Source organism: Saccharopolyspora kobensis (genome assembly GCF_900108315.1).
GTDB classification, from domain to species: Bacteria; Actinomycetota; Actinomycetes; order Mycobacteriales; family Pseudonocardiaceae; genus Saccharopolyspora; species Saccharopolyspora kobensis.
This window is the reverse complement of the sequence record NZ_FNVB01000005.1, coordinates 623,930-647,585: the sequence shown is the minus strand read 5'-3', so window position 1 is coordinate 647,585 and position 23,656 is coordinate 623,930. Positions and strand designations below refer to the sequence as shown.

Sequence of the window (23,656 nt, the reverse complement as noted above, 5' to 3'; positions counted from 1 at the left end):
CAATACACGGCGGCTGGGCCGTCCTCGCCAGGAAAGCTCTGAGAACCCGCGGCGGTGCAAGTTGAGTCCCACACCGCATGCGGCTTCGCCGCATCTCAAAGACTCGCTTGGGATGAGTCGAAAAGCCGGTTCTAGCCGGTCTTCCCGCTCACTGCGGCGGTTGCCGGGTCGGTGCTGCCGACGCCGCGGATGAGGTTGAGCTTCCCGGCGACGACGTAGAGCACGAACGCGAGGAGCAGCGAGTTGATGCTCGGGAGGCCGATCTCCACGAGTCCGCCGACCAGTGCGGCGACCAGCCAGATGACCAGCGTCGCGGGCACCCAGTCCGGGGAGGAGGCGGGGATCTCGCCCCGCGCCCGCGATGCTTCGAGCTCCCCGCGCCAGCGGCGCACGATGAAGTACTCGGCGACCATGATTCCGCCGATCGGCGGGAACGCCACCCCGAGCACGGTCAGGAAGCCGGTGAACTGGTCGAGGATGCCGACCGCGGCCAGCACGCTGCCGATCAGGCCGAACACCGCCGTCGCGATGCCGCGGTTGAGCTTCTTGCCGAACACCGTGCCGACGAAGTTCACCAGACCCAGCCCGGAGGAGTACAGGTTCCAGTCGTTGATCTTCAGCGTGCCCGCGACGACGACCAGGATGCCGACCCAGCCGACCGACGAGGTGACGATCGTGGTGATGTCGGCGGAGCGCACGGCGTGCGCGAGCAGCACCCCGGCCAGGCCGATCACGTACTCGCCGAGGGTGATGCCGACCAGCGTCTGCTTGACCACGTCGCCGACGGTGCGGTTGAAGCGGGTCATGTCGGGCGTGATCACCGCCCCGGTGATGAACCCGCCCGCGACCAGCGTGGTTCCCTCCAGCAGCGACAGCTGCGGGCCGGGCGGGGCGGAGGCCATCAGCGCGCCGAGGTCGTGCTGCGTGAGCTCCGCCCCGATCGACCAGCCGACGAGCACCAGGAAGGCGGGCACGGTCACGTAGGCGACCCAGGCCATCGAGCGGAAGCCGCGCAGCACGATCGCGGTGACCAGCAGGCCGAACACCAGCGCCCAGCCCCACTCGGGCAGGCCGCCGACCAGCGAGACCAGCCCCTTGGCCGACACCGCGGACTGGATGCCGAACCAGCCGATCAGGCTGATCGCGATGGCCAGCCCGATCAGCGCCGACCCGGCGCGGCCGAAGCCCGTCCAGCGCGCGAGCATGGAGGTGGACAGGCCTTCGCGGGCACCGATGATCCCGACGAAGATCGCCACGATCTCCAGGATCACGGCGCCGAGGGTCAGCGCGAGGAAGGCGTCCCAGAAGCTCATGCCGAAGCCCAGCGTGGCGCCGAGCAGGAACTGGCTCAGCGCCGAGACCTGACCGAACCGCTGCACGGCCACCGACCACCAGGAGTAGCGGGCATGGTCGGGCACTCTGGTCAGCGCGTAGTCGTCGACCCCGACGGACGAAGCCATGGCGAGCTCCTCGGGTTGGCTCGGAGGGGCGGTTGGCGGACACCGTAAGCCCTGGTCAACCCGTCGTCAGTGGAGGAAGTGCACGGTCGGGACCCGAATGCAGTGCAAGGTGCACAGTCAGAGCCGTGGGTGGCGCTCGCCTGCGCCACCCACGACCGCGGTCAGGCTGCCGCCGGAACCGGCGGCGCGGGCAGCGGGGACGATGCCCGCCTCGGCTTGAGCAGGGCGGCGACCGCCAGAGCGCCGAGCGCGGTCAGGGCCGCGATCGCCCAGAGCAGGACCTGCCAGGACTCCGTGAGGTGCCCGGCCAGGACGTCGGGCGAGGGCCCGGTGAGCTTCCCGGTGGCCACCTGGCCGGCCCGCTCCGCGCCGATCCGCCCGGTCAGCAAGCTGATCAGCACCGAACCGAACAGCGCCAGCACCAGCGTCTGGGAACCACCGCGCACGGTGTTCAGCAGCCCGGCGGCCATCCCGGCGCGCGACTGGTCGACCTGGTTCATCGCCTGCGCGTCGATCAACCCGCTGGCCAGGCCGACCCCGATGCCGATCGTCAGCAGCGGGCCGAGCAGCTGCCACGCCCCGATGCCCGGGTGCAGCCCGGTCAACCACGCGTTGCCCGCCGAGATGAGCAGCAGCCCGGTGACGATCAGCAGCCGCGGCGAGGTGCCCCGGTTCACCAGCCTGCTGCCCACCAGCGGCAGTACCAGCATCGGAGCCGTGGACATCAGCATGACCAGCCCGGAATCGCGCGCCGACAACCCGTTGGCGCCCTGCAGGTAGGTGGGCAGGAACGAGGTCATCCCGCCGAAGCCCAGCACCATCACGACCCCGGCGAGCACCCAGCCGACGAACTTCCGGTTGCGCAGCAGGGACATGTCCAGCACCGGGTGCGCGCTGCGCCGCTCGACGACCGCGAACGCGGTCATCAGCCCGGCACCGGCGATCAGCAGCCCGAGCACCAGCGGACTGCTCCAGCCCGCCCCGGAGCTCTGGGTGATCGCGAACATCACCGAAGCCAGCCCGGCGATGAAGGTGACCGCGCCGAACCAGTCGGCCCGCGGTCGTTGCGCGGCGCGCGACTCGGTCATCGCGAAAGTGCCTGCGAGCAGGACGATTCCGGCTGCGGCGAAGGCGCCGAAGGTGGCCCGCCAGCCGAGGGCGCCGACCAGCCACCCGGCCAGCGTCGGGCCGATGGCGAGCCCGATGCCCGACGTGGTGCCCATCGCGGCGAACGCCCTGGTCCGCTCGGAGCCGGTGAACGTCGTCGCCAGGATGGCACCGCCACCGGCCATCACCCCGGCCGCGCCCGTGCCGGTCACGGTGCGCGCCACGTCGAGCACCAGGATGTTCGGCGTCAGCGCCGCGACCAGGCTGCCGAGCACGAACGTCGCCGCGCCGAGGCGGTAGATCCGGCGCCGCCCGAGCAGATCGCCGGTCGAGCCGGCGACGAGCATGAACGACGACGCGGTCAGGAAGTACCCGGTCACCACCCACTGCAGCGCGCCGCCGGAGGCGTCGAGCGCCGTTCCGATCTGCGGCAGCGCGACGGTGGTGCCGGACATCGACATCGGCAGGAGCAAGTAGCCGAGCAGCACGAACAGCAGGGTCAGCTTGTTCTTCACGGTCGTCCCCTACGCGGCGTACGGCTCGGCGGTCCGCGCGGTGCGCAGCGCGCGAGCCCACCAGGTGAGCTGGGTCAGCATTCCCTTCGCGGCGGCGTTGCAGCCCTCGTCCAGCGGGGCGCCGTCCTGGTCGAAGCGCTCCCAGGCGTTGTGGAAGCTGACGGTGTCGCGGACGGTCGTCGCGTGCAGCTCGGCGAAGACCAGCCGCAGCTGCTCGACGGCGCGCAGGCCGCCGCCCATCCCGCCGTAGGAGACGAAACCGACCGGCTTGGCCTGCCACTCCGCGCGGTAGAGGTCGATCGCGTTCTTCAGCGGGGCGGGGAAGCTGTGGTTGTACTCGGGCGTGACGACGACGTAGGCATCGGCCGCGGCCAGCCGCTCGGCCAGCGCGACGACGTGCGGGTCCGGCGCGGCGCCGAAGTCGATGACGGTGGGCAGCGGGATCTCGGCCAGGTCGATGACGTCGACGTCGCCGAACTCCCGCGCCTGCCCGGCGAACCATTCGGCCACGGTCGGCCCGAAGCGCCCTTCCCGGTTGCTCCCGATGATGACGGCCAGTCGCAGTGCGGACATCTCTCGCTCCTCAGTTCCGTGCGGTGGAGGCGGACACGAGGTAAAGTACAACGTGTAATGCACTTAGTGCAATGGCCGTTGTACTTATTTTTGGGAGAGTGCTTTGAGCAGCGGAAACGCTTCGCGCCGAGGGGTGGAGAAGCGGCGAGCGATCCTCGAAGGGGCGCGGGAGGTGTTCGGCCGCGACGGCTACACCCGCGCCAGCATCGACGCGATCGCCAAGACGGCGGAGGTGTCGACGCGCACCATCTACAACCACTTCGCGGACAAGGCGGAGCTGTTCCGCGAGGTGGTCATGGAGAGCGCGGCGGAGGTCCGCGAGGCGCAGTTCGCCGACCTGGACCGCCACCTCGGCAAGATCGCCGACCTGGAGTCCGACCTCGTCGGGCTCGGCCGCGCGTTCGTCCTGACGGCCAGCGATTTCGGCGCGCACTTCGCGCTGGTGCGGCAGATCAACGCCGAGGTCGGCCACATCCCGGAGGACGTCCTGGAGGCCTGGCAGGAAGCGGGGCCGCGCCGCGTGCACGAGGCGCTCGCGCGCCGGATGGCCGAACTCGGCGAGCGGGGTCTGCTGGAGGTCGACGTCCCGGACCGCGTGGCCATGCACTTCGTCGCGCTGGTGGGGGCGGAGGCCCAGAGCCGCACCTACTTCGGTGCGCTGCCCCTGGACGAGGCCGAGCTGGGCGAGATCGTCGCGGCGGGGGTGCGGGTGTTCCTCCGCGCCTACCGTCCGCAGTAGACGGTCGTGCTCCCCGCCGAGGCGAAGGCACCTTTGACCGGCGTGGTCGGTCAAAGGTGCCCAGCGCTGCGCATCCGTCAGGTCACGCGGCGTCGAGGAGGATCTTGCGGAAGGTGTCGAAGTCCTCGCGGATGATGTTGTGCCCGATCGGCAGCGATCGGACGTGCCACGTCGGGTCGTCCTTCAGCCGCTCGTACGTCGCGGTGAGCGGGGAGTTCTCGAACGCAGCGCAGTAGACGTACTCGCGGCGCGGAACCCGGCGGTGCGCACCGGTCAGCCGGATCTGCTGGGTGATCGTGGCCAGCGGGTGCGGCACGGCGCGCTCGTCCAGCACCGGCAGCGGCGCGAACGCGAATCCGTCTTCGCCGGCACCGCCCGCGTACCAGTCGTGCCAGAAGTCGTCGGTCAGCGACCAGACCGACTCGCCGTCCTCGGGTGCGAAGGCGTCGACGTGCAGCAGGGTCGCGATCCGCTCCGGCACCCGGTCGGCGACGCCGGTGATCACCATGCCCGCGTAGCTGTGCCCGCAGAGCACGACATCACGCAGGTCTTCCGACTCCAGCAGCCGCACCACGTCGTCGATGTGGGTGTCCAGGTTGACCCCGGCCGCCGACTCCTGCGGACCCAGCCCGGTCAGCGTCACCGCGTGCGCGGTGTGGCCCTCCGCGCGCAGTTCCGCCGCGATCGGGTCGTACCACCAGCCGCCGTGGCAAGCGCCCGGAACCAGCACGTAAGTCGCCATGTCTCCTCCTCGGATCGGTCTGCGACCGACCCTAGGAGCCCTTTAGGACAGCTCCTGTCCACAAGTGGGGCGCTTCCTGGAACGCGCGGGAAGCGCCCCGCTCGGTTCAAGCCCGCGACGTCTCGCGCGCGGCGTCGAGGAGGATCTCGCGGAAGTCGTCGAAGGCTTCCTGGACGAGGTCGTGCCCGACCGGCAGCGCACGGACGTGCCACGACGGGTCGTCCTTCAGCCGCTCGTAGGTCGGCGTGAACGGTGAGTTCTCGAATTCGGCGCAGTAGACGTACTCGCGGCGCGGAACCCGCAGGTGCGCACCGGTCAGCCGGAGCTCCTGCACGACCGTTCCCAGCGGGTGCGGCACCGCGCGCTCCTCGTGGACCGGCAGCGGCGCGAAGGCGAATCCGTCCCTGCCCGCTCCGCCCGCGTACCAGTCGTGCCAGAAGCCGTCCGTCAGTGACCAGGCCGAATCCCCGTCCTCGGGTGCGAAGGCGTCGACGTGCAGCAGGGTCGCGATCCGTTCCGGCACCCGGTCGGCGACGCCGGTGATCACCATGCCCGCGTAGCTGTGCCCGCAGAGCACGACGTCGTTCAGGTCCTCGGCCTCCAGCAGGCGGACCACGTCGTCGATGTGGGTGTCGAGGTTGACCCCGGCACCGGATTCCTGCGGGCCCAGCCCGGTCAAGGTCACCGCGTGCACGGTGTGCCCTGCGGCGCGCAGTTCCGCCGCGATCGGGTCGTACCACCAGCCGCCGTGGCAAGCGCCCGGAACCAGCACGTAGGTCGACATTCCCAGTCCTCCAAGGTTCGATCTCGAATCGATCCTATGTGGCCTTCGGTCGGAGGTTCGGAAAAACCGGTCGCAAAGCGGACTTTCGGCGCAACCGCAGCGGATCGTCCCGGGATGTGGAAGCTTCAGGGCCGCGACCTCCCGCGAAGAACGGCTACGGCGAGGCGCCGAACCAGCCCGGGACGTCCAGCCGGAAGGAGTTGCCCGGAACCATCGCGCGCAGTCCGGATTCCAGGTCGCGAAGCCGCTCCGCGCCCAGCGACTCCGCCCACTGCGCGCGCAGGTCGTCGAAGATCGCCGCGGAGCGGGTCAGCGCGTCCACGCCCCGGTCCGTCAGCCGGAGCAGCTTGCGCCGGGCGTCGTCCGGATCGTCCGCTCGTTCGACGTAGCCGAGCTTCTCCAGGCGGTCGGCGGTCTTCCCGGCGGCCTGCTTGGAGATGCCGAGCCTGCGCCCGAGCTCGCTGGCGGTCGCGCCGTCCGGGCCGATGGCCTGCATCGCGAACCCGTACGCCGGGCGCACGTCGGGGTGGCCCTGCTCGGCGAGTTCGGCGTGCAGCTGGTCGATCAGCGACCGGAAGCCGGCGAAGAGCAGCAGCGGCAGCTCGAAGCCCGGCGAGTCAGCGCTTGCCATAATCGACAACCTCGTTTACCTTTTCGTCAACCACGTTGTCGAGTTTAGGGGAGTGCCTTGTTCACCGACCACACCACCGAAACCGCGCCGGAAGGTTCCCGCCGGGCCATGGCCGGCACCGCCGAGCGGCTCGGCCACCTGCCCGCGGCCGTGGCGCGGCTCGCCGAATCGCCGCACCTGCTCAACGGATTCCTCAAGCTCAGCGCGATGTTCGACGACACGACGCTGGATCCGCTCGCCCGCGAAGTCGTGATCATGACGATCGCAACGCGCAACGAGTGCCACGTCTGCGTCGCGATGCACTCCGCGAAGCTCGCCGCGCTGAACGCGGCACCCGAACTCGTCGAAGCGCTGCGCGAGCAGCGGCCGCTGGCGGATCAGCGCCTCGAAGCGATCCGCGTGTTCACGCTGCGGCTCGTGGAACGCGCCGGTGCGGTGGGAGCCGAGGAGCTGCGAGCGTTCCTGGCGCACGGCTACACCAAGCAGAACGCGCTGGAAGTGGTCCTCGGCGTCGGCACGTACACGACGTCCACCCTGGCCAACCGGCTCGTGGACGCACCGCTGGACGAGCAGCTCGCGCCGTTCGCCTGGCTCAGCGCGTCAGCAGCGAGGTGACCTTCACGGCGGTGCTGTTGATCCAGACGTCGGAGTACTCCACGGCCTGCCCGTCGCGGGTGTAGGTCACCTGCTCCAGGTAGAGCACCGGCGACCCGGTGGAGATCTCCAAGGCCTCCGCGACGTCCTCGCGGGCGAGCTCGGCGCTGAACGTCCGGCGCCCCTCGGCCACCGGGAGCCGGTAGGACTTCTCCAGCACGTCGAACAGCGAATTCCGCTGGAAATCAACGTCTTCGATGCCGGGGCACAGGTCCGCCCGCACCCAGTTCACCAGGTACGCCAGCGGCCCCTGCGGCCCGCGGAACACCCGCACGAGCCGCAGCCCGGGAGTTCCCGGCGGCGCCCCGAGGAGCGCCTGGACGGCCATCTGCAGCCCTTCCAAGCGGGCGCTGACGACCTGGACGTCCAGCGCGTGACCCTGCGCGCGGAAGTCCTCGGACAGCGAGTGCAGGCGCTGCGCGATCTGCGGCTCGAGCACTCCAGCGGTGACGAACGTGCCGCGCCCGCGGGTCTGCACCAGCAGCCCTTCCTCGATGAGCACGGCCAGCGCCTTGCGCAGCGTCCCGCGGCTGACGCCCAGCTGCTCGGCGAGCGCCGGCTCGGGCGGGAGCTTGTAGTGGGCGGGCCAGCGACCGTTGAGGATGTCCTCCCGGAACGACGCCGCGATCTGCGCGTGCAGCGGCTCCGGAGCATCCCGCGAGATCCTCACCTGGCCCCCTTCGGTCGGTCGTGGGGTCGTGAGAACACTGTTGCGCGCTCACGACCCCCGCTGCGGTCAGTACGACGAAGCCGCCGCGCCGCCGGTCACGATCGCGATGCCCGCGCTGGTGCCCAACAGCGAAGCCCCCGCGTCGAGCAGCGACACGGCCTGCTCGGCGGTCTTGATCCCACCAGACGCCTTCACCCGCACGCCCGGGCGGGCACGTTCGACGAGGTAGGCGATGCTGTCGGCGTTGGCGACCTCGACCGCGCCGCTGCTGGCGTTCTTCAGGTACGCCGCACCGGCGTCCATCGCCAGCTGCACCGCGCGCTCCCGCTCTTCGGCGTTGAACTTCGGCAGTTCCAGCATGACCTTCACGGGAATCCCGGCGGCCTCCACCACGGCGGCGATGTCGTCGCGGAACTCCTGCTCCATGCCGCTGCGCAACCAGCCCACCTGCACGCCCATGTCGAGCTGGTCGGCACCGGCCTCGGCGATCGCGCGCGCCTCGGCGGCCTTGCCCGCCGTGGTCATCGAGCCGACGGTGGGGAAGTCCAGCGCGCTGGCGACCTGGACACCGCTGCCGCGCAGCCGCTCGGCCACCAGCGGCACCCAGGAGGCCGGGACCATCGCGGCGTTGAAGCCGAACCGCACGGCCTCCTCGCAGTGCCGGATCAGGTCCTCGCGGGTGAGGCCGATCTCGATGGCGGTGTGCTGGATGAACGGGGCGAGCGAGGCCGGTTCGGCGGCCGAGTAAGCGGACACGTCGATCACCTTTCTTCGAGGTCTTCGGAACGGGGGAGGCCGGGGACCACCTCGTGGTGGGCCACGGCGAAGGCGCCGGCCGCCGCCGCGTAGCGGGCCGCGCGGCGCAGGTCCCAGCCGCGGCACCAGGCGACGGCGAACGCGGCGTTGAACGCATCGCCGGCGCCCGTGGTGTCCACGACCCGGGTGGCGAGCACCGGCGGGACGTGCGCGCGCTCGACGCCGTCGTCGACGTGCGCGCCGTCGGTGCCGCAGGTCAGCACGATCTTCGCGGCGAACCGCTGGCGCAGCGCGTCCAGCAGGGCGCCGGGGTCGGTGGTGTCGAGGCCGGTCAGCACCTGCGCCTCGGTGAGGTTCGGGGTGAGGACGTCGACCAGCGCGGCCACGTCCTGCGGCAGGTCGCGGGCGGGAGCCGGGTTGAACAGGGTCGGCGTGCCGTGCTCGGCAGCGGTGCGCAGCGCGGCGGCGACGGTGTCGGCGGGGATCTCGTTGCAGACCATCAGCAGGTCGGCGTCGGCGATGACCTCGGCGAAACCGGCGACGTGCGCCGGGGACAGCAGGTCGAGCGCGCCGGGCGCGACGATGATCCGGTTCTCCCCGTCCTGCTCGACGAGGATCACCCCGGTCATGGTCGGAGCGTCCACAGTGGCCACTGCGCTGGCGTCGACGCCTTCGCGCCGCCACAGCTCGCGGCCCTGCGCGCCGAGCACGTCATCACCGATCGCGGTCAGGAGTGAGACGTCGGCGCCGAGCCGAGCTGCGCCGATGGCCTGGTTGGAGCCCTTGCCGCCCGGTCCGAGCGAGAAGGTGGCGTCGCCCAGCGTCTCGCCGCGGCCGGGAATCCGCTCCGCCCGCATCGTCATGCCCGTGCCGTAGCTGCCCACAACAGCGATCCGCATGGCACCTCCCTGAATGTACAACAGTGTACATATGTGTCCTGCGCGACAGCGTCCACTGCCGTGCCGCACGCCTGGATTGACGCGTTATCTGCGTCGACTTACAGTACGTGCGGTTCCACCGAGTGGACAAATCAATGAACATATTCGTGCAGGAGATGCGATGCCCGAAACCATCCCGCTGGTGATCGACACCGACACGGCGCAGGACGACTGCATCGCCCTGCTCGCGGGCCTGCTCGACCCGCGAGCCGACCTGCGCGCCGTGACGATGGTGGCGGGCAACGTCGACTTCGACCACCAGGTCCGCAACGCCCACCTGACCTGCAACGTGGCCGGTCGCCTCGGCGAGGTGCCGATCCACCTGGGCTGCCGCCGCCCGATGGTGCGCCCGTGGGAGAGCGCGGAGAACGTGCACGGTGACGGCGCCGGCGGCCTGACGATGGACCTGACCGGCTGCGAACCGGAAGCCGAGCACGCGGTGGACGCGCTGGTCCGGCTGGCCGCGGAGAACCCCGGCGAGCTGTCGATCGTGGCCATCGGCCCGCTGACCAACATCGCGACGGCGGTGGTCAAGGACCCGGACTTCGTCGGCAACGTCAAGACCCTCTACGTGATGGGCGGCTCCAACAACGCCCGCGGCAACATCACCGCGGCGGCGGAGTTCAACTTCTACGTGGACCCCGAAGCCGCCAAGGCGGTGTTCGCGGCGGGCTTCGAGATCGTGGTGGTCCCGTGGGCCCCGCTGACCCTCGACCAGGCGGTGTTCGACCAGCCGAAGCTGGACGAGATCGCGGCCCTGGGCACCCCGCTGGGCGACTTCTTCACCACGGTCTGCGCGGCGACCCTGGAGTTCGACCGCAGCGTCGGCATCGACGGCACGACCCACCCGGACTCCCTGACGGCGGCGGTCCTCCTGCACCCGGAGCTGATCACCCGAAGCGCCCGCTACCACGTGGACGTGGAAACGGCGGGCGAGCTGACCCGCGGCTACGCGGCGATGTCCTGGGGCGTGCACGGCCTGGAGCCGAACGCGACGGTGATCGAGGAGATCGACGCCCCGGCGTTCTACGCCTACATCAAGAACCTCCTGGCCACCCGCACCGCGTTGTCCCGGGAGATGGCGTGACCTTGGCTGCTGCGCGGGTCCGCCCGCCCCTGGTGCTGACGGCCCTGCTGGTCGCGGTGGCCAGCTTCCAGATGAACGCGACGATGCTGTCGCCGGCCATCGACGACATGGCCAAGTCCCTGAGCACGGACGTGGGCACCATCGGCCTGAGCGCCACGGTCTTCCTGTTCGTGGCGGGCCTGGCGGGCGTGGTCCTGCCGCGCTACAGCGACATCATCGGCCGCCGCCGAGTCCTGTTCGGCTCGATCGCGGTGATGGCCACGGGCAGCCTGATCGCGACGGTGGCCCCGAACGTCGAGACCCTGATGATCGGCCGAGCCCTCCAAGGAGCCTGCGGCGCCACGATCTCCCTCGGCATCCTGACGCTCCGAGACATCCTCCCGACGGCGCAGTTCGGGCGCTACCTGGGCATCCTGACGGCGGTGAACAGCGGTGTGGCGGGCGTGGACACGCTGCTGGGCGGAGTCATCACGGACACGATCGGCTTCCGAGGAATCTTCGGCCTCACCTTCGCCCTGGAGGTGATCGCGGTAGCGATGATCGCGGCCTGGGTCCCGGACTCGGCCCGCACGGGCGCCCGCATGGACTGGCGAGGAGCGGCGGTGATCTGCCTGGCCCTGCTGGGCATCAACGCCTGGCTGACCCTCGGCCCGACAATGGGCTGGTTCGCAACCTGGCCCCTGACCTGCCTGCTGGTGGGCCTGCTCCTCCTCCCCCTGTTCTGGCTGGTAGAGCGAAACCAAGCAGACCCGTTGCTCCCCCTCCGAGCCCTGCGAAGCAGGGGAGTCTGGGGCCTCCTCCTGACAACGTTCTGCACGATGGCCTCGATCTTCGCGGTCCTGACCTTCGTCTACCCAACCCTCGCCCAAAACGCGACCGCCGGCTTCGCCTACGACGGCACCACAACGGCCCTGATGTTCCTGATGCCCTACGCCCTGGCCGGCTGGCTTCTGGCCCCCATGGCCGGATCGTGGGCCCCCCGCATCGGCTACCGAAACATGCTCCGAATCGGCCTAGTGGGCAACCTGCTGCTGATCGCAGGCACGATCTTCGCGGTCAATTCCCCCTGGCTCCTGTTCGCGCTGGTAACCCTGATGGGCGTCTCCTACGCAGCCTGCGCAGCAACAGCCCTCAACGGCATGGGAGTCATCTACGCCCCGCGGGAGTCGCCCGGAATCCTCCCAGGCCTAAACGCCACAATGTTCAACCTCGGAGCCTCCGTCGGCATCGGAGTCCTCTCCGGCCTGGTAGCCAAAGGCACCCCCGACGGCGCGACTGACCCAGCGGGCTTCACCACGGCCCTGGTCGTAGCCACGGTCATCTCCGCAGCAGCCCTCCTGGCCTCCTTCGTTCTACCGGGCAAGCCAGGATCGGTGGAGAAGGTCTGAGCACTGACTGGACCATCGAGGGAATCTTGATGACCGGCACCAAGGCAACCCGCGGGAAGCCGTGACCCTGGCATGCGGCATGTAGGCGTTGCCACGCTGCAGCAATTCCACCCGTTTGGGGTGCTCACTCTTTAAGGTGAGGGCATGGGGCTTCGGGATCTGACCAGGGACGCCGTCGTTGCCGCAATGGCGGAGCACGATGAGCTGGGACAGCGGAAATACTGCCAGAAGTACGACACCAAGCCTTCGAAGGAACTGGCGATCTTCGAGGGGCGCAATCTCTACGACGCAACCTCGATCGTCGCAGGTGCACACCAAATCATCACCGGATCTCCGATCGACCCGAAGCAGCTCTCCACGAGAGAAGCGGGGATCGCGGAGTTGTTGAGCTCGTTCGGTCTGACGGCCGTCCAACCGGCGGTGGCCAGAGCCTTGGCCGACGCAGTCAACTTCGGTGAGGTCACCGGGGTCGAAGAAGGTCGAGTTTTCGCGGACCGGCGGGAGTTGTACGACGCTGACGTTCACCGGGCACTGCGAGACGGGATCGTTGGCACCAAGGAGCGAGGCGCGGAGTCCATCGTCCTCTCCGGAGGTTACGAGGATGACGAGGACCACGGTGCGATCATCATCTACACCGGCCGTGGCGGGCAAGACAGCAAAGGACGGCAAATCGACCACCAGACCTTCGAAGATACGAAGAACGCCGCCCTGCGCACCAACGCCTTCACCGGTGAACCAGTGCGGGTGATCCGCGGGAGCAAGGCGGAGGGGTACCGGTACGACGGGCTGTTCAACGTAGTGGAGGCGTGGCTCGGAACGGGAGTTCGCGGGTATCGAATTTGCCGATACCGCTTGGAGAAGTGCGGTAGCAACTCATCGGCGGCAGACCTCGAGACGCCCGTGTCGGGACAACAATTGCCAGAGGGCAATGAAAAACCTGGACGGCGCGTCATCAAGCAACAGCGGATCGTTCGGTCGACCCGAGTTGCGGAAGGTGTCAAGAAGATCCACGACTATCGGTGCCAGGTCTGTGCTGTGCGATTGGAGATCGGCTCCTACGCCTATGCGGAAGGGGCGCACATCAAGCCGCTGGGAACTCCGCACAACGGGCCGGACGTCCCGGCCAACATCCTGTGCCTCTGCGCGAACTGCCACGTCCTCTTCGACAAGGGTGCGATCTTGATCGCAGACGACCTCACGGTTTCTCGCAACGGCGAAGATGTCCAACTGCGCGTGGACGCCAGCCACCGGATCGATGTCGAGTACCTCGCATACCACCGGTCAATACACGCCTGATCCAGGCTCTCGTCAGACCGGGTCGACTCGCTGGAGTCGTTTGGCGTCGGTGCTTCCTGGGAGATGGTCGGTGGCCGGGCGCGGGGAGGGGTTCGCGCCCGGCCACCGGGGTGGGTCGGTGCGGCGGTGGCCGGGGGATGTCGTGCCGCACCGACCCGGTTTCGGGGACTACCAGTGGAGGTGGTGTCGGCCGGTGGGCTGGTCGTCGGTGTCGAGCTCGGGGAACCGCAGTTCCGGCCCGATCTCGGGTTGTGCCGGGGGGCCGAGTGCTATGGGGGATCGCTCACGACGACGCGCATGAGCGCCGGAGTCGGCGTTGTCGCGATGGCGTTCGGCTTCGACATCGGCGATGAGATGCCACACGGTGTACTCGCCGTCGCCTGTTCCGGCGTGCTGGCCGGTGGTGAATCTCAAGCCTCCGAACGGGACCTGCGTGGCGATCAGGGCGATCAGGAAGGCGTTGAACAGCACGAACGTGCTGAGCTGGATCCAGAACATGGTGTGGTGTGTCCTTCCGCGGGGAGGGGTGGCGGTCAATTTCGCGAGAAATCAGCCTTCGGTAGGCGTGCGGGTGACGATTTCGCGCGAATTCGCCACCGGGCCCCGCGATATCACGGGCCCTTGTCGGCGAGGTGGCGCCAGCACTTCATGCACGAACGCTCTCGGACCCAGTCCACTTCAGACCGATCATGCAGCTCGGCGGCAGGGGCCTTCGCTCCGCAGTAGGCCTCGACCTCCTCAGCTCGTGGAGTTTTCGTTGCTGCGATGGGGAAAGCGTGACGGCCGCCCGTGACCGGGCGCCACACGTACTTCAAGTGGACCGACATCTCGACTCCCTCGATCGTGGTCTTTGCTACGGGTGATCAGCAGCAGTGGCACCTGGATGTCTTTGAGGCTGAAGCACTCGTCCTAGTCGTATTAGTCATCTCATACAAGTGAAGAACATAGCGGCGGGTGCGAGGTTCGGGCAAGGTGGGACACTCGTTCGTGAGGTCTCAGACGTCTAGTGCGAGGTGTTCCAAATGTCCGCTGCGGCGAAGTACCAGGAGATCGCGGCGACGCTGCGGGGTCAGATCGACCGTGGTGAGTTGTCGGTCGGGGACCAGTTGCCGACCGAGCAGGCTCTGCAGGAGCGGTTCGACGCGTCCCGAACCACGGTGCGTCAGGCACTGAAGGAGCTTCGTGACGCTGGCCTGGTGCAGATGCGTCACGGTGTGGGCGTGTTCGTCGCTCCGCCGAAGGTCGTTCGTCGGTTGGACTCTCGCGAACGCCTTTCCAAGGCTCGGCGGAATGCGAACAAGGCCGCTTTCCTGGCCGAAGCGGACGCGCAGGGGTTCACTCCGTCGTCGTCGGTCAAGGTGTGGTTCGAGCCTGCGCAGGATTTTGCGGAGCTCTTTGGCATTGAAGAGGGTTCCGAGCTGTGCGTTCGTGATCGGGTCATGCGGGCGGACGGTGAGCCGGTGATGCTGGCGGTGTCTCGGTTGCCGCGTGAGATCACCAGGGGTACCGCGCTTGAAGAGGTCGAGACAGGGCCTGGTGGTGCGCTTGCTCGGCTGGAGGAGCAGGGCATTGAGATCACCGGGCATGAGGAGATCGTTAGTGCTCGTATGCCGGACGCGAATGAACGACAGATCTTCGGACTTGGCGGCGGGCCGGTGCTGGTCGTGCGGCGGCGCACGTGGAGCGGTGACCGGGTGGTCGAGGTCAACGACATGGTGATGCCCGGTGAGTCCTACGAACTTCGCTACGCGTGGGATGCCGTCTGAGTGCTGAACCGGCTTCGCCAGCTGCGGGATCCCAGCTAGACCAGGTCGGCTTCGTGGGCGAGGAGGGCTATCTGGGTTCGGTTGGTGAGGCCTAGTTTGGTCAGGGTGTGGGAGACGTGGGCCTTGACCGTGGCTACGCTCATCAGGAGGTCCGCCGCTATTTCCGCGTTCGTTTTGCCGTTCGCTACCGCTATCGCTACTTCGTGTTCTCGGTCGCTGAGTTGGGTGAAGGCTGTTCGGGCTTTTTCGTAGCGGGTTGCTCCGGCCGTTACCTTGGTCATCAGCTTTCGGGTCACCGTGGGGGAGAGGATCGGGTCTCCTGCCGCTACCTTTCGGATCGCTTCCACGATTTCCGGGGGTGGGGTGTCCTTCAGGAGGAAGCCGCTGGCTCCTGCTTGGAGGGCGTCCACGATGATCTCGTCCGCGTCGAAGGTCGTCAGGACCACGATCTCCGGTGGTTTCTGGCGGGCTCGGAGGGTTTTGGTGGCTTGGAGGCCTCCGATGCCCGGCATTCGGACGTCCATCAGGACCACGTCCGGGTTGTGGGCGTTCGTCGCCGTTATCGCCGTTTCGCCGTCCGGGGCTTCGCCGACCACCGTGATGCCGCCCGCGCCGTCGATCATCAGGGTCAGGCCCGCTCGGACCAGGGGGTCGTCGTCGACGATCAGGACTCGGATCACGTGGGCCACGGTAGCGAGGCTTGGAGGACGAATTCACCTGTTGCGGTCAATTCGTGGTCCAGGTGTCCTCCGGTCAGGCGTACGCGTTCGGTCAGACCGACCAGGCCGGTTCCGGTGCCCGGGATCGCTGAGTCGACGCCCGGTGCCGGGTTGCTGAGGGAGATTCGCAGCGAATCCCCCGGGGAGCCGGTCAGGGTGATGCGCACCGGTTGGCCGGGGGCGTGCTTGCGGGCGTTGGTCAGGCCTTCCTGGATGATCCGGTACGTCGTGCGACCGGTCGGTGGGGGTGGGGTTGCGGTCGTGCTGTTGGAGAAGACGACATCGGTGCCGGTTTCGCGGGTTTCCGCGATCAGGGCGGGCAGGTCGTCGATGCCGAGGTGGGGGCGCAGTGCGGTGTCTTCGCGGAGCACGCTGATCACTTCGCGGAGTTCGTCCAGGGCCTGGTGGACTCCGTCGCGGATCACCCCGGCCGCCTTCGCGAGCTGGGCCGGGTTCGCGTCCTGGCGGTATTCGAGCGCTCCCGAGTAGGTCGCCACCAGGGACAGGCGGTGGGCGAGGACGTCGTGCATCTCCCTCGCCAGGGCCGTGCGCTCCGCCGCTCGGGCTTCTGCGATGCGCCTGCCCTGTTCGGCTTCGGCTCGACGAGCGCGCTCCTTGAGCGAGTTGATCAGCTCCAGCCTCGCCTTGATCAGCGAGCCCCAGCCGACCAGCGCCGCGTGCGTGATCACGTCGAGGACCAGCCACCAGCTGTAGGGCAGGCCGGGCATCGGTCGCCACAGGCCGAGGACCGCGTGGCCGGCGACGCCCGCCAGCGCGACCCACGATGCGGTGCCGATGCGGTGCTTGCACGCCACGACTGCCGTCGCCATCGTCGCCGCCGGGGTCGCGGTGATCGCCAGCGACGCGAGCCCCGCCAAGCCGAGTGCGGTCGGGACCGGCCACCGCCAGACGCCGAGTGCGAGTACGCAGGCGAGCGCGCCCACGGCGATGTCCACGGCCAGCTCTGCTGGGCCGATGTCCGCTTGGGTCTTGCCGAAGACCTGCAGGCCGACCAGCAGCACGACGGCGATCGCGGGGGCGATGCGTATTTGCACCTGGGCCAGCGTAGGGCGAGCCGCGGCAGCCGGAATCAGACCAAAGTCGATGCCGTCCTAGACCGCGGTCGATCCGGGAATGATCGTTCGCCCGACGTCGGGGCAGCGGCTCGGCGGCCAGCATTCAGCGCCATGAGGAAACGAGCGCTCGTCGCCACCACCGCGGTCGTGCTGACCGCGGCTCTCTCGTCCTGCACGCAGGAATCCGTCGCCGCGCCCGTCGGCGGTGAACTGGTGGCCTTCGAGCCGCTGGTCTCGATGGATGCCGCCGGGCTCACCGCGCACCTGGCGCAGCAGGGGTTCGCGCCAGCCGACATCCGGTACGGCGTCGACGCCTACCGGTACCTCTACCGGACCACCGACTTCGCCGGTGAGCCGACGGTGGCCAGCGGCGTCGCCGCCTTCCCGCGCTCCGACGAGGAACTGCCGCTCACCGTGTACCTGCACGGCACCAACCCGTCGCGCAGCACGGCCGCTTCGCTCGCCGACAGCCCGGACCGCGCCGCGGTACTGCTCTTCGCCGGCACCGGGCAGGCCGCCACCGCGCCCGACTACGCCGGGTTGGGGCTGAGCCTCGGGCAGCCCGAGTACATGCTCGCCGAACCGACAGTCCGGTCCTCCTTGGACAGCTTGCGGGCGACGCGGGAGGTTGCCGAGCAGGCGGGCAAGGAGCTGGACGGGGACGTCAACGTCGCCGGGTTCTCGCAGGGCGCGCATGCATCGGTGCTGCTCGGGAAGGCCCTGCAGGAGGATCCGGAGTCGGAGCTGCGGGCGGTCGGCGCGGTCGCCGGGCCGCACGACATCGCCGGGACCGAACTGCCCGGTGTGCTGGACGGGCGGGTCGATCCGCGCTCGGCCGTGCTGTACCTCGGGTACGTCGTGACCTCGTGGAACCGGGCCTACCACCTGTACGACTCGCCGAGCGAGGCGTTCCAGGCGCCCTACGACCAGACCGTGGAGGCGCTGTTCGACGGGACGCACTCGTATCCGGAGATCCTGCAGGGGCTGCCGGCGACGCCGCAGGAGCTGCTGCGGCCCGAGATGTTCCAGAAGTTGCTGCACCCCACCGGGAAGTTCGCCGAAGCGTTCCGGGCGAACGACGGGCTGTGCGCGCGATGGGCGCCGGAGGTTCCGGTCCGGCTCTACCACGGCACCGAGGACGTCGACGTGCCGTTCGCGAACTCGGAGCGCTGCCGGGAGTCCATGGGCGCCGAGCTCGTCAACGCCGGTCCGCTGGACCACAACGGCACCGCGTTCGCCGCGATTCCGCAGGTGGCCGACTGGTTCGCGACTCGCGGCTGAGGCGCGGGGCCTCCCCTGATCGACCTGGGGGTGATCAGGGGAGGCCGGTGCTTCTGGTGATGTCCGATTCCCGCCAGCGCCGCCCCCGGGCACGGGGTGATGCTGGCGTGACAGGGGACCGAAGAACGCCCGGTTCCCGGTGGCGAGAGGATGTTCCAGTGCACCCGGTGAAGACCGTCATCGACAGCCCAGTCGGCCCGCTGACCCTGGTCGGGGTCGGGGGAGCGCTGACCGGCGTCTACATGGAGCGTCAGCGGCACCGGCCGCCGGAGGAGTCCTTCGGGGAGCGCGACGACGCGGCGTTCGGGCCGGTGGTCGAGCAGCTGGGCGAGTACTTCGCCGGGCGGCTCACCGATTTCGACCTGCCGCTGGAGCTCGTCGGCACCCCGTTCCAGCGCGTCGTGTGGGCGGCGTTGTGCGAGATCCCTTACGGCGAAACGGTTTCCTACGGCGAGCTGGCCGAGCTGATCGGACGGCCCACCGCTTCGCGCGCCGTCGGGCTCGCCAACGGCAAGAACCCGATCAGCATCATCGTGCCGTGCCACCGCGTCGTCGGCTCCAACGGCGACCTCACCGGTTACGGCGGCGGCGTCGAGCGCAAGCGGAGCCTGCTGGACTTCGAGCGGCGCAACGCGTCGGGCGTGCAGACAGCGCTGGAGTTCTAGTTTTCGCAGGTAGAGTTCCGTGAGTGTTTTGGGGGGTTATAGCACCCCAAAACGCTCACGGGCATGGACGACGGAACTTCCAGGGCGACGCAGCCATCAGCGCCGCGTGGTGCGGAGGTGGATGCGCTCACCCTGCTTGCCGAAGAGGCTGAGGACTTCGACGCTGCCGCGTCCGGCCGCGCCGAACCAGTGCGGGATCTGGCAGTCGAACTCCGCGGCCTCGCCCGCTCCCATCACGAAGTCGTGGTCGCCGAGGCGCACGCGCAGTCGGCCGCGCAGGACGTAGAGCCATTCGTAGCCCGCGTGCGTCCGGAGGTGGGGTTCTTCGTCGTGCGCCGGGATGGTCATCTTGTACGCGCGCGGTTCCGACTGGTGGCGGGACAGCGGGATCAGGACCCGGCCGCCGGATTCGGTCGGCTGCTGCGGGACGCGCGGGTCGACGATCCGGGGCGCGGAGACGATCTCGTCGAAGGGAACGCCGAGCGCTGCGGTGATCGGCAGCAGGAGTTCGAGGCTCGGCTTGCGCTGGCCGGATTCCAACCGGGACAGGGTGCTGGTCGAGATGCCGGTGCCGCGGGAGAGCTCGGCCAGGCTGACGCCCTTCTTCTCGCGGGCTTTGCGCAGGCGGGGAGCGATCTGCTCGATCGCGGCATCGACGGTCGGTTGCTCGTTCACAGGCCCTAGCCAACCAATCCGTCCCGGAAACGGCAACGTTCTTTGCCGATACCGGGTCGTCCTCCCGATGCTGTTCGCGGAGGTGGTCCGAGTGGACGCAGCAGTGAAGTGGGACGCGGTCATCGTCGGAGGCGGCGCGGCCGGGTTGTCGGCCGGAGTGGTGCTCGCCAGGGCGCAGTACGCGACCTTGGTGGTGGACGGCGGTGCGCCCCGGAACGGCCCCGCCGAGCACATGCACGGGTACCTGAGCAGGGACGGGATGGCGCCGCGGGAGTTCCTCGCGGTCGGCCGGAGTGAGCTGGCCGAGTACGGCGGGGAGCTCGTGCGGGCATCGGTGGCCGGTGCGCGGCGGGCTTCGGACGGCACGTTCGAGCTGGAGCTCGGCGACGGTCGCACCCTGCGCACCCGGGCGGTGCTGGTCGCGACCGGGCTGACCGACGAGCTGCCGGACATCCCGGGCCTGGCCGAGCGGTGGGCGTCCGAGGTGCACCACTGCCCGCACTGCCACGGCTACGAGGTGAAGGACCAGGACATCGCCCTGATCGGCAGCGATATGGGTGCGGTGTCGAAGCACCTCGCCGCGCTGCTGCGCCGCTACAGCAAGTCGGTGACGTTCTGCGTCAACGGCGTCGAGCTCAGCGACGACGAGCGGCAGCGGCTCGCGGACCACGGCGTGCGCCTGGTCGACGCGGGCGTGGAGCGCGTTGTGGAAGGCGCTGACACGCCGGTGGCGATCGAGCTCGACAACGGCGAGGCGGTCGGGTGCGAGGTGATCTTCGTGGCGCCGCGCCCCGTTCCGCACGACTCGGTGCTGACCGCGCTCGGTGCGGCGAAGGACCCGGTGAGCGGGTTCGTCGCGGTCGATTCGCGGGGCGCGACGGATGTACCCGGGGTCTGGGCGGCCGGGAACGTGGTCAACCCCCGTGCGCAGGTCATCGCCGCCGCAGGCGCGGGAACGACCGCTGCCATCGGCATGTCGGCCTGGTTGCTGGAGCAGGAGCTGGGAGGTGCGAACTGATGGTCAGCACCGCAGCGCGGACCACGACGTCCGGCCGGTTGCCCGTCGGCGTTTACCTGCTGGGCTTCAGCCTGTTCGCGATGGGGAGCGCGGAGTTCCTGCTGGCCGGTGTGCTGCCGGCGGTCGCGGCGGATCTGGGCGTCTCGCTGTCCTCGGCCGGGCTCCTGATCACCGCGTTCGCGCTGGGCGTCGTGGTCGGTGGGCCGCCGTTCGCGGTGCTCAGCCTGCGCTGGCCACGCCGCACCGCGCTGGTGGTCACCCAGGCCGTCTTCGCCGCCGGCATCGCGATCGGCCTGCTCGGGAACTACGAAGTCCTGCTGGTCAGCAGGGCGATCGCGGGCATCGCCTACGCGGGCTTCTTCGCGGTGGCTTCGGTGACCGCGATCGGCCTGGTCACGCCGGATCGCAACGCCCGTGCTTCCGGGGTCGTGGTCAGCGGGCTCAGCGTGGCGATGGTCGCCGGTGGTCCGGCGGGCACCCTGCTCAGCCACTTCACCGAGTGGCGCGGCGGTTTCTGGGCCGTCGTGGTGCTCACCGCCGCCGGGGTGATCGGCTGCGTGCTCGGCCTGCCCGCGGTCGACCGGGGAGGCCCGGCGCCGAGCGTGTCGCGGGAGCTCGCCACGATGCGCAAGCCCGCGCTGTGGCGGATCTACGCGATCACGATCCTGACCACCGCGGCCTACATGATCACGTTCAACTACCTGGCGGCGATGCTCGCCGACATCACAGCCGTTCCCGAGGTGTGGATCCCGGCCGTGCTGGCGCTGTTCGGCGTCGGTGCCTTCGCGGGACTGTCCGCAGGCGGGCGGATCTCCGACCGGCGACCGCACTTCGCGCTGCTCACCGGGGCATCGGCGATCGTGGTGCTGTCGGTCGTGCTCGCCTTCGCGATGCCGCAGGCCTGGGCGGTGGTGCCGCTGGTGTTCCTGCTGGGAATCGCCGCGTTCGTGCTGAATCCCGCTCTCTACGGGCGTGTTTTCGCGATCGCTTCCGACGCGCCGACCCTCGCCGGGGCCACCACCGTGTCGGCGTTCCAGCTCGGGATCAGCATCACGCCCGTGCTCGCCGGGGCGACGCTCACCCGAGGTGTTCCGCTCACCTCCGTGTGCTTGATCGGAGCCGTGCTCGCAGCCGCGGCCATCCCGCTCGTCCTGCTCGACCGGAAGTGACGCACGGCGGCCGGGGTCGTCCCAGCCGCCGTGCGCTGTCAGCGGGTCGACCAGAAGTCGCAGTGGTGCTCGGCGGCGAAATCGACCGGCCCGATCCGGTCGGGCGCGAGCTGCTGGGCGTAGCCCGCGCGCAGCCTCGGCCAGCCGGGATCGCCGGTGCGGGCGAAGTCCGTCCAGTAGTCGATCATCCGCTCCGAAAGGCGTTGCTGCGCCGGGCTGAGCGGCGCGGGGATGCCGTAGAGGTCGAACAGGGACCAGAGTTCCGAGGTGTGGTAGGCGCCCATCGGCATCGCCGGTGGCTCCGGGGACATCGGCGGCGGTGCCGGATCGGCGAATTCGTACTGGTGGACCGAGGTGTGGCGGGCGAGCTCGCGCGAGGTGCCGTACTGCGGGCAGGCCCACTTCCGGTCGGTGGTGATCGCGGCCCAGGCCTCGGCCGCCGAACCGTGGGCCGACTGCGGGTAGACGGCCTCGACGTGCGGGCGGTCCGGGCCGAAGGCCGTGGTGAGGACCTCGTCGTAGGTCTGCTCGCCGATCGGTTTCCCGCTGTCGTAGCTCGCCGCGGCCGTGGTTCCCTCGTCGCGGGTGGAACCGGAGAGGACCGGAACGCGGTGGAAAGCGCCTGCGGCCAGTGCTTTTGAGGGTGCCACGGGCAGGGCCGGAGTTCCGTGGGCGGGGTTGGCGAAGCGGCCCGTGATCGGCTCCAGCTGCTCGGCGGGCAGCGCGCGCAGGCACTCCAGCACCGCGTCGGCAGCGCCGGTGCAGCCGAGCTCGGCGGCGGTCCGGCGGCCGGTCGCCTCGACTTCCGGCAGCGGCACGAACACCTCTCCAGCCGGTTGTCCGCGGAAGTCGAGGTCGTCGGGCCAGCTGACGTCGCAGCCGCCGCTCTGCAGCACGGCCTTGTCGAACAGCCCGGCGGCCAGCGGCGAGGTCAGCTGAGCACAGGCGCTCATCGCCCCCGAGGACTGCCCGGCGAGGGTGATGTTGCCGGGATCGCCGCCGAACGCGGCGGCGTTGCGCTTCACCCAGGCCAGCGCGGCCTGCTGATCGCGCAGCCCGAACGTGCCGGAGCCGGGCAGGCCGGGGTGGGCGAAGTGGCGACCGGCTTGTCGCGGCCACCGGCCGGTGCCGCGTACGGGATGCCCTGGATTCCCCTCTCGTCCGAGATCCGGCGCGGAACCTACGGACGGGAGGGGGATCGGCGCATCGGACTTCGGTCGGCGGGTGTTGGCCGGAGGGCGGAGGTGGCGGCTACTGAAGTGCAAGACCGTCCGTTTCCGCTGGTCAACTGCCGTGAGTGTTTTGGGGTGCTATAGCCCCCCAAAACACTCACGGGCCACCACGTGCAGAAACGGGCTACGGCGTCCAGTCGGGGTTCCGGCCGGTCAGGGCGACGAGCCGGTCCAGCAGTGGCGCGGTGTCCGGCACCGGCACTTCGGCACCGAAGGCGCCCAGGGCGCGGCCTTGCTCCGCCATCTTCCCCACCTCGCCGAAGGCGAAGTCGAGGAGTGCTTCGTCGAGGCGCGGGGACTGGCCGGTCGCCTTCCCGAGATCCCACGAGTGCACCACGAGTTCGATCGTGACCATGCTCCCGACCAGGGCCCCCGGCATCTCGTCGGGGCCGCCCATGTGCGTGCTGCCCGACCACGCGCCGGGAGCGCTCCAGACCTGCGCCATGCGGTCGAGCTGCTCGACGACCGCCGCCTTCCAGTCGCCCACGACGAGGTCCACATCGGACTCGGCCGGAGCCGGTGGCGGGACCGTTTCCTTGCGGGCCGCGCCTTCCAGGGACGGGCCCCAGAACAGCAGGTGGTTCAGCAGGTCGCGCACCGCGTACTCGGTGCACGGGGTCGGCGCGGTCAGGTGACCGGGTTCGACGCCTTCGACGATCTCGACCATGGCCGACGCCGCGCGGTTCAGGTGTTGTGCTTCGGACATGACAGCAGC

The 23,656-nt window shown here is 69.5% G+C and carries 26 protein-coding genes; 10 read left to right on the top strand and 16 right to left on the bottom strand.

Annotated features, from left to right (window positions below):
• Positions 1-131 precede the first annotated feature (131 nt).
• The 3 genes from C4T78_RS19945 to C4T78_RS19935 all read right to left on the bottom strand — a co-directional run bounded on the left by C4T78_RS19945 (position 132) and on the right by C4T78_RS19935 (position 3,655).
• Positions 132-1,460, bottom strand: a complete 1,329-nt coding sequence (locus tag C4T78_RS19945; protein ID WP_093349857.1) for a purine-cytosine permease family protein — start codon at positions 1,458-1,460, stop codon at positions 132-134.
• Positions 1,461-1,621: 161 nt separating this feature from the next.
• Positions 1,622-3,082, bottom strand: a complete 1,461-nt coding sequence (locus C4T78_RS19940; protein ID WP_093349854.1) for an MFS transporter — start codon at positions 3,080-3,082, stop codon at positions 1,622-1,624.
• Between the two features lie 9 nt (positions 3,083-3,091).
• Positions 3,092-3,655 carry an NADPH-dependent FMN reductase gene (locus tag C4T78_RS19935; RefSeq protein WP_093349852.1) on the bottom strand — a complete coding sequence of 188 codons (564 nt, stop codon included), beginning with the start codon at positions 3,653-3,655 and terminating at the stop codon, positions 3,092-3,094.
• A 103-nt stretch (positions 3,656-3,758) separates the two neighbouring features.
• On the opposite strand from C4T78_RS19935, the gene C4T78_RS19930 reads away from it, so the two are divergent.
• A complete protein-coding gene (locus tag C4T78_RS19930; protein WP_235863333.1) occupies positions 3,759-4,394 on the top strand; it encodes a TetR/AcrR family transcriptional regulator in 636 nt (211 codons plus the stop codon).
• 82 nt (positions 4,395-4,476) lie between these two features.
• On the opposite strand, the gene C4T78_RS19925 is transcribed toward C4T78_RS19930, so the two are convergent.
• The 3 genes from C4T78_RS19925 to C4T78_RS19915 form a co-directional block, all read right to left on the bottom strand.
• On the bottom strand, positions 4,477-5,136 hold the full coding sequence (locus tag C4T78_RS19925; protein WP_093349847.1) for an alpha/beta fold hydrolase: 660 nt from the start codon (positions 5,134-5,136) through the stop codon (positions 4,477-4,479).
• 106 nt (positions 5,137-5,242) lie between these two features.
• On the bottom strand, positions 5,243-5,920 hold the full coding sequence (locus C4T78_RS19920; protein WP_093349844.1) for an alpha/beta fold hydrolase: 678 nt from the start codon (positions 5,918-5,920) through the stop codon (positions 5,243-5,245).
• Positions 5,921-6,074: 154 nt separating this feature from the next.
• Entirely contained in the window at positions 6,075-6,551 is a 477-nt protein-coding gene (locus C4T78_RS19915) for a MarR family winged helix-turn-helix transcriptional regulator (RefSeq protein ID WP_093349842.1), read from the bottom strand.
• 57 nt (positions 6,552-6,608) lie between these two features.
• Between C4T78_RS19915 and C4T78_RS19910 the strand changes: the two genes are divergently transcribed.
• Positions 6,609-7,166: a carboxymuconolactone decarboxylase family protein gene (locus tag C4T78_RS19910; protein ID WP_093349839.1), complete on the top strand. Its 558-nt coding sequence runs from the start codon at positions 6,609-6,611 to the stop codon at positions 7,164-7,166.
• Here the strand turns inward: C4T78_RS19910 and C4T78_RS19905 are convergent.
• The 3 genes from C4T78_RS19905 to C4T78_RS19895 all read right to left on the bottom strand — a co-directional run bounded on the left by C4T78_RS19905 (position 7,144) and on the right by C4T78_RS19895 (position 9,530).
• Positions 7,144-7,875 (bottom strand): GntR family transcriptional regulator, encoded by a 732-nt coding sequence (locus C4T78_RS19905; protein WP_093349837.1) that lies wholly within the window; start codon positions 7,873-7,875, stop codon positions 7,144-7,146. The genes C4T78_RS19910 and C4T78_RS19905 overlap by 23 nt on opposite strands.
• Before the next feature lie 66 nt (positions 7,876-7,941).
• Entirely contained in the window at positions 7,942-8,631 is a 690-nt protein-coding gene (deoC, locus tag C4T78_RS19900; protein WP_218161533.1) for a deoxyribose-phosphate aldolase, read from the bottom strand.
• Positions 8,632-8,636: 5 nt separating this feature from the next.
• The gene (locus C4T78_RS19895) at positions 8,637-9,530 is read right to left on the bottom strand and encodes a ribokinase (RefSeq protein WP_093349832.1); all 894 of its coding nucleotides are present in this window, start codon (positions 9,528-9,530) and stop codon (positions 8,637-8,639) included.
• A gap of 160 nt (positions 9,531-9,690) precedes the next feature.
• Here C4T78_RS19895 and C4T78_RS19890 point away from each other — a divergent pair, with 160 nt between their 5' ends.
• The 3 genes from C4T78_RS19890 (at position 9,691) to C4T78_RS19880 (ending at position 13,340) form a co-directional block, all read left to right on the top strand.
• Positions 9,691-10,656 carry a nucleoside hydrolase gene (locus C4T78_RS19890; RefSeq protein ID WP_093349830.1) on the top strand — a complete coding sequence of 322 codons (966 nt, stop codon included), beginning with the start codon at positions 9,691-9,693 and terminating at the stop codon, positions 10,654-10,656.
• Positions 10,653-12,044, top strand: a complete 1,392-nt coding sequence (locus C4T78_RS19885) for an MFS transporter (RefSeq protein WP_093349828.1) — start codon at positions 10,653-10,655, stop codon at positions 12,042-12,044. Before C4T78_RS19890 ends, C4T78_RS19885 begins: the two co-directional genes overlap by 4 nt.
• 144 nt (positions 12,045-12,188) lie before the next feature.
• Positions 12,189-13,340, top strand: a complete 1,152-nt coding sequence (locus C4T78_RS19880) for a YDG/SRA domain-containing protein (RefSeq protein WP_218161532.1) — start codon at positions 12,189-12,191, stop codon at positions 13,338-13,340.
• Positions 13,341-13,508: 168 nt separating this feature from the next.
• Here C4T78_RS19880 and C4T78_RS19875 read toward each other — a convergent pair whose 3' ends face one another.
• Together C4T78_RS19875 and C4T78_RS19870 are read right to left on the bottom strand one after the other, a co-directional pair.
• Complete coding sequence (locus C4T78_RS19875) at positions 13,509-13,838, bottom strand: hypothetical protein (protein WP_093349826.1); 330 nt, start codon at positions 13,836-13,838, stop codon at positions 13,509-13,511.
• Between the two features lie 113 nt (positions 13,839-13,951).
• Entirely contained in the window at positions 13,952-14,167 is a 216-nt protein-coding gene (locus C4T78_RS19870; RefSeq protein WP_093349823.1) for an HC3 family zinc finger protein, read from the bottom strand.
• 195 nt (positions 14,168-14,362) lie between these two features.
• Here C4T78_RS19870 and C4T78_RS19865 point away from each other — a divergent pair, with 195 nt between their 5' ends.
• On the top strand, positions 14,363-15,106 hold the full coding sequence (locus tag C4T78_RS19865; protein WP_093349821.1) for a GntR family transcriptional regulator: 744 nt from the start codon (positions 14,363-14,365) through the stop codon (positions 15,104-15,106).
• Positions 15,107-15,141: 35 nt separating this feature from the next.
• Here the strand turns inward: C4T78_RS19865 and C4T78_RS19860 are convergent, their stop codons facing one another.
• Positions 15,142-15,786, bottom strand: coding sequence for a response regulator (locus C4T78_RS19860; protein WP_309599285.1), 645 nt, complete (start codon positions 15,784-15,786; stop codon positions 15,142-15,144).
• Positions 15,783-16,880: a sensor histidine kinase gene (locus C4T78_RS19855; RefSeq protein ID WP_093349816.1), complete on the bottom strand. Its 1,098-nt coding sequence runs from the start codon at positions 16,878-16,880 to the stop codon at positions 15,783-15,785. The genes C4T78_RS19860 and C4T78_RS19855 overlap by 4 nt, the downstream gene beginning before the upstream one ends.
• Positions 16,881-17,012: 132 nt before the next feature.
• Here C4T78_RS19855 and C4T78_RS19850 point away from each other — a divergent pair, with 132 nt between their 5' ends.
• Positions 17,013-18,182 (top strand): lipase family protein, encoded by a 1,170-nt coding sequence (locus tag C4T78_RS19850; RefSeq protein ID WP_093349813.1) that lies wholly within the window; start codon positions 17,013-17,015, stop codon positions 18,180-18,182.
• Positions 18,183-18,340: 158 nt separating this feature from the next.
• Positions 18,341-18,847: a methylated-DNA--[protein]-cysteine S-methyltransferase gene (locus C4T78_RS19845; protein WP_374703887.1), complete on the top strand. Its 507-nt coding sequence runs from the start codon at positions 18,341-18,343 to the stop codon at positions 18,845-18,847.
• A gap of 96 nt (positions 18,848-18,943) precedes the next feature.
• On the opposite strand, the gene C4T78_RS19840 is transcribed toward C4T78_RS19845, so the two are convergent.
• On the bottom strand, positions 18,944-19,522 hold the full coding sequence (locus tag C4T78_RS19840) for a helix-turn-helix domain-containing protein (protein ID WP_093349812.1): 579 nt from the start codon (positions 19,520-19,522) through the stop codon (positions 18,944-18,946).
• A 91-nt stretch (positions 19,523-19,613) separates the two neighbouring features.
• On the opposite strand from C4T78_RS19840, the gene C4T78_RS19835 reads away from it, so the two are divergent.
• Complete coding sequence (locus C4T78_RS19835) at positions 19,614-20,540, top strand: NAD(P)/FAD-dependent oxidoreductase (RefSeq protein WP_093350171.1); 927 nt, start codon at positions 19,614-19,616, stop codon at positions 20,538-20,540.
• Positions 20,540-21,709: an MFS transporter gene (locus tag C4T78_RS19830; RefSeq protein WP_093349809.1), complete on the top strand. Its 1,170-nt coding sequence runs from the start codon at positions 20,540-20,542 to the stop codon at positions 21,707-21,709. The genes C4T78_RS19835 and C4T78_RS19830 overlap by 1 nt, the downstream gene beginning before the upstream one ends.
• 38 nt (positions 21,710-21,747) lie before the next feature.
• Here the strand turns inward: C4T78_RS19830 and C4T78_RS19825 are convergent, their stop codons facing one another.
• Together C4T78_RS19825 and C4T78_RS19820 are read right to left on the bottom strand one after the other, a co-directional pair.
• Positions 21,748-22,974 (bottom strand): carboxylesterase family protein, encoded by a 1,227-nt coding sequence (locus C4T78_RS19825; protein WP_093349807.1) that lies wholly within the window; start codon positions 22,972-22,974, stop codon positions 21,748-21,750.
• A gap of 91 nt (positions 22,975-23,065) precedes the next feature.
• Positions 23,066-23,647 carry a TIGR03086 family metal-binding protein gene (locus C4T78_RS19820; protein WP_093349804.1) on the bottom strand — a complete coding sequence of 194 codons (582 nt, stop codon included), beginning with the start codon at positions 23,645-23,647 and terminating at the stop codon, positions 23,066-23,068.
• Between the last annotated feature and the right edge of the window lie 9 nt (positions 23,648-23,656).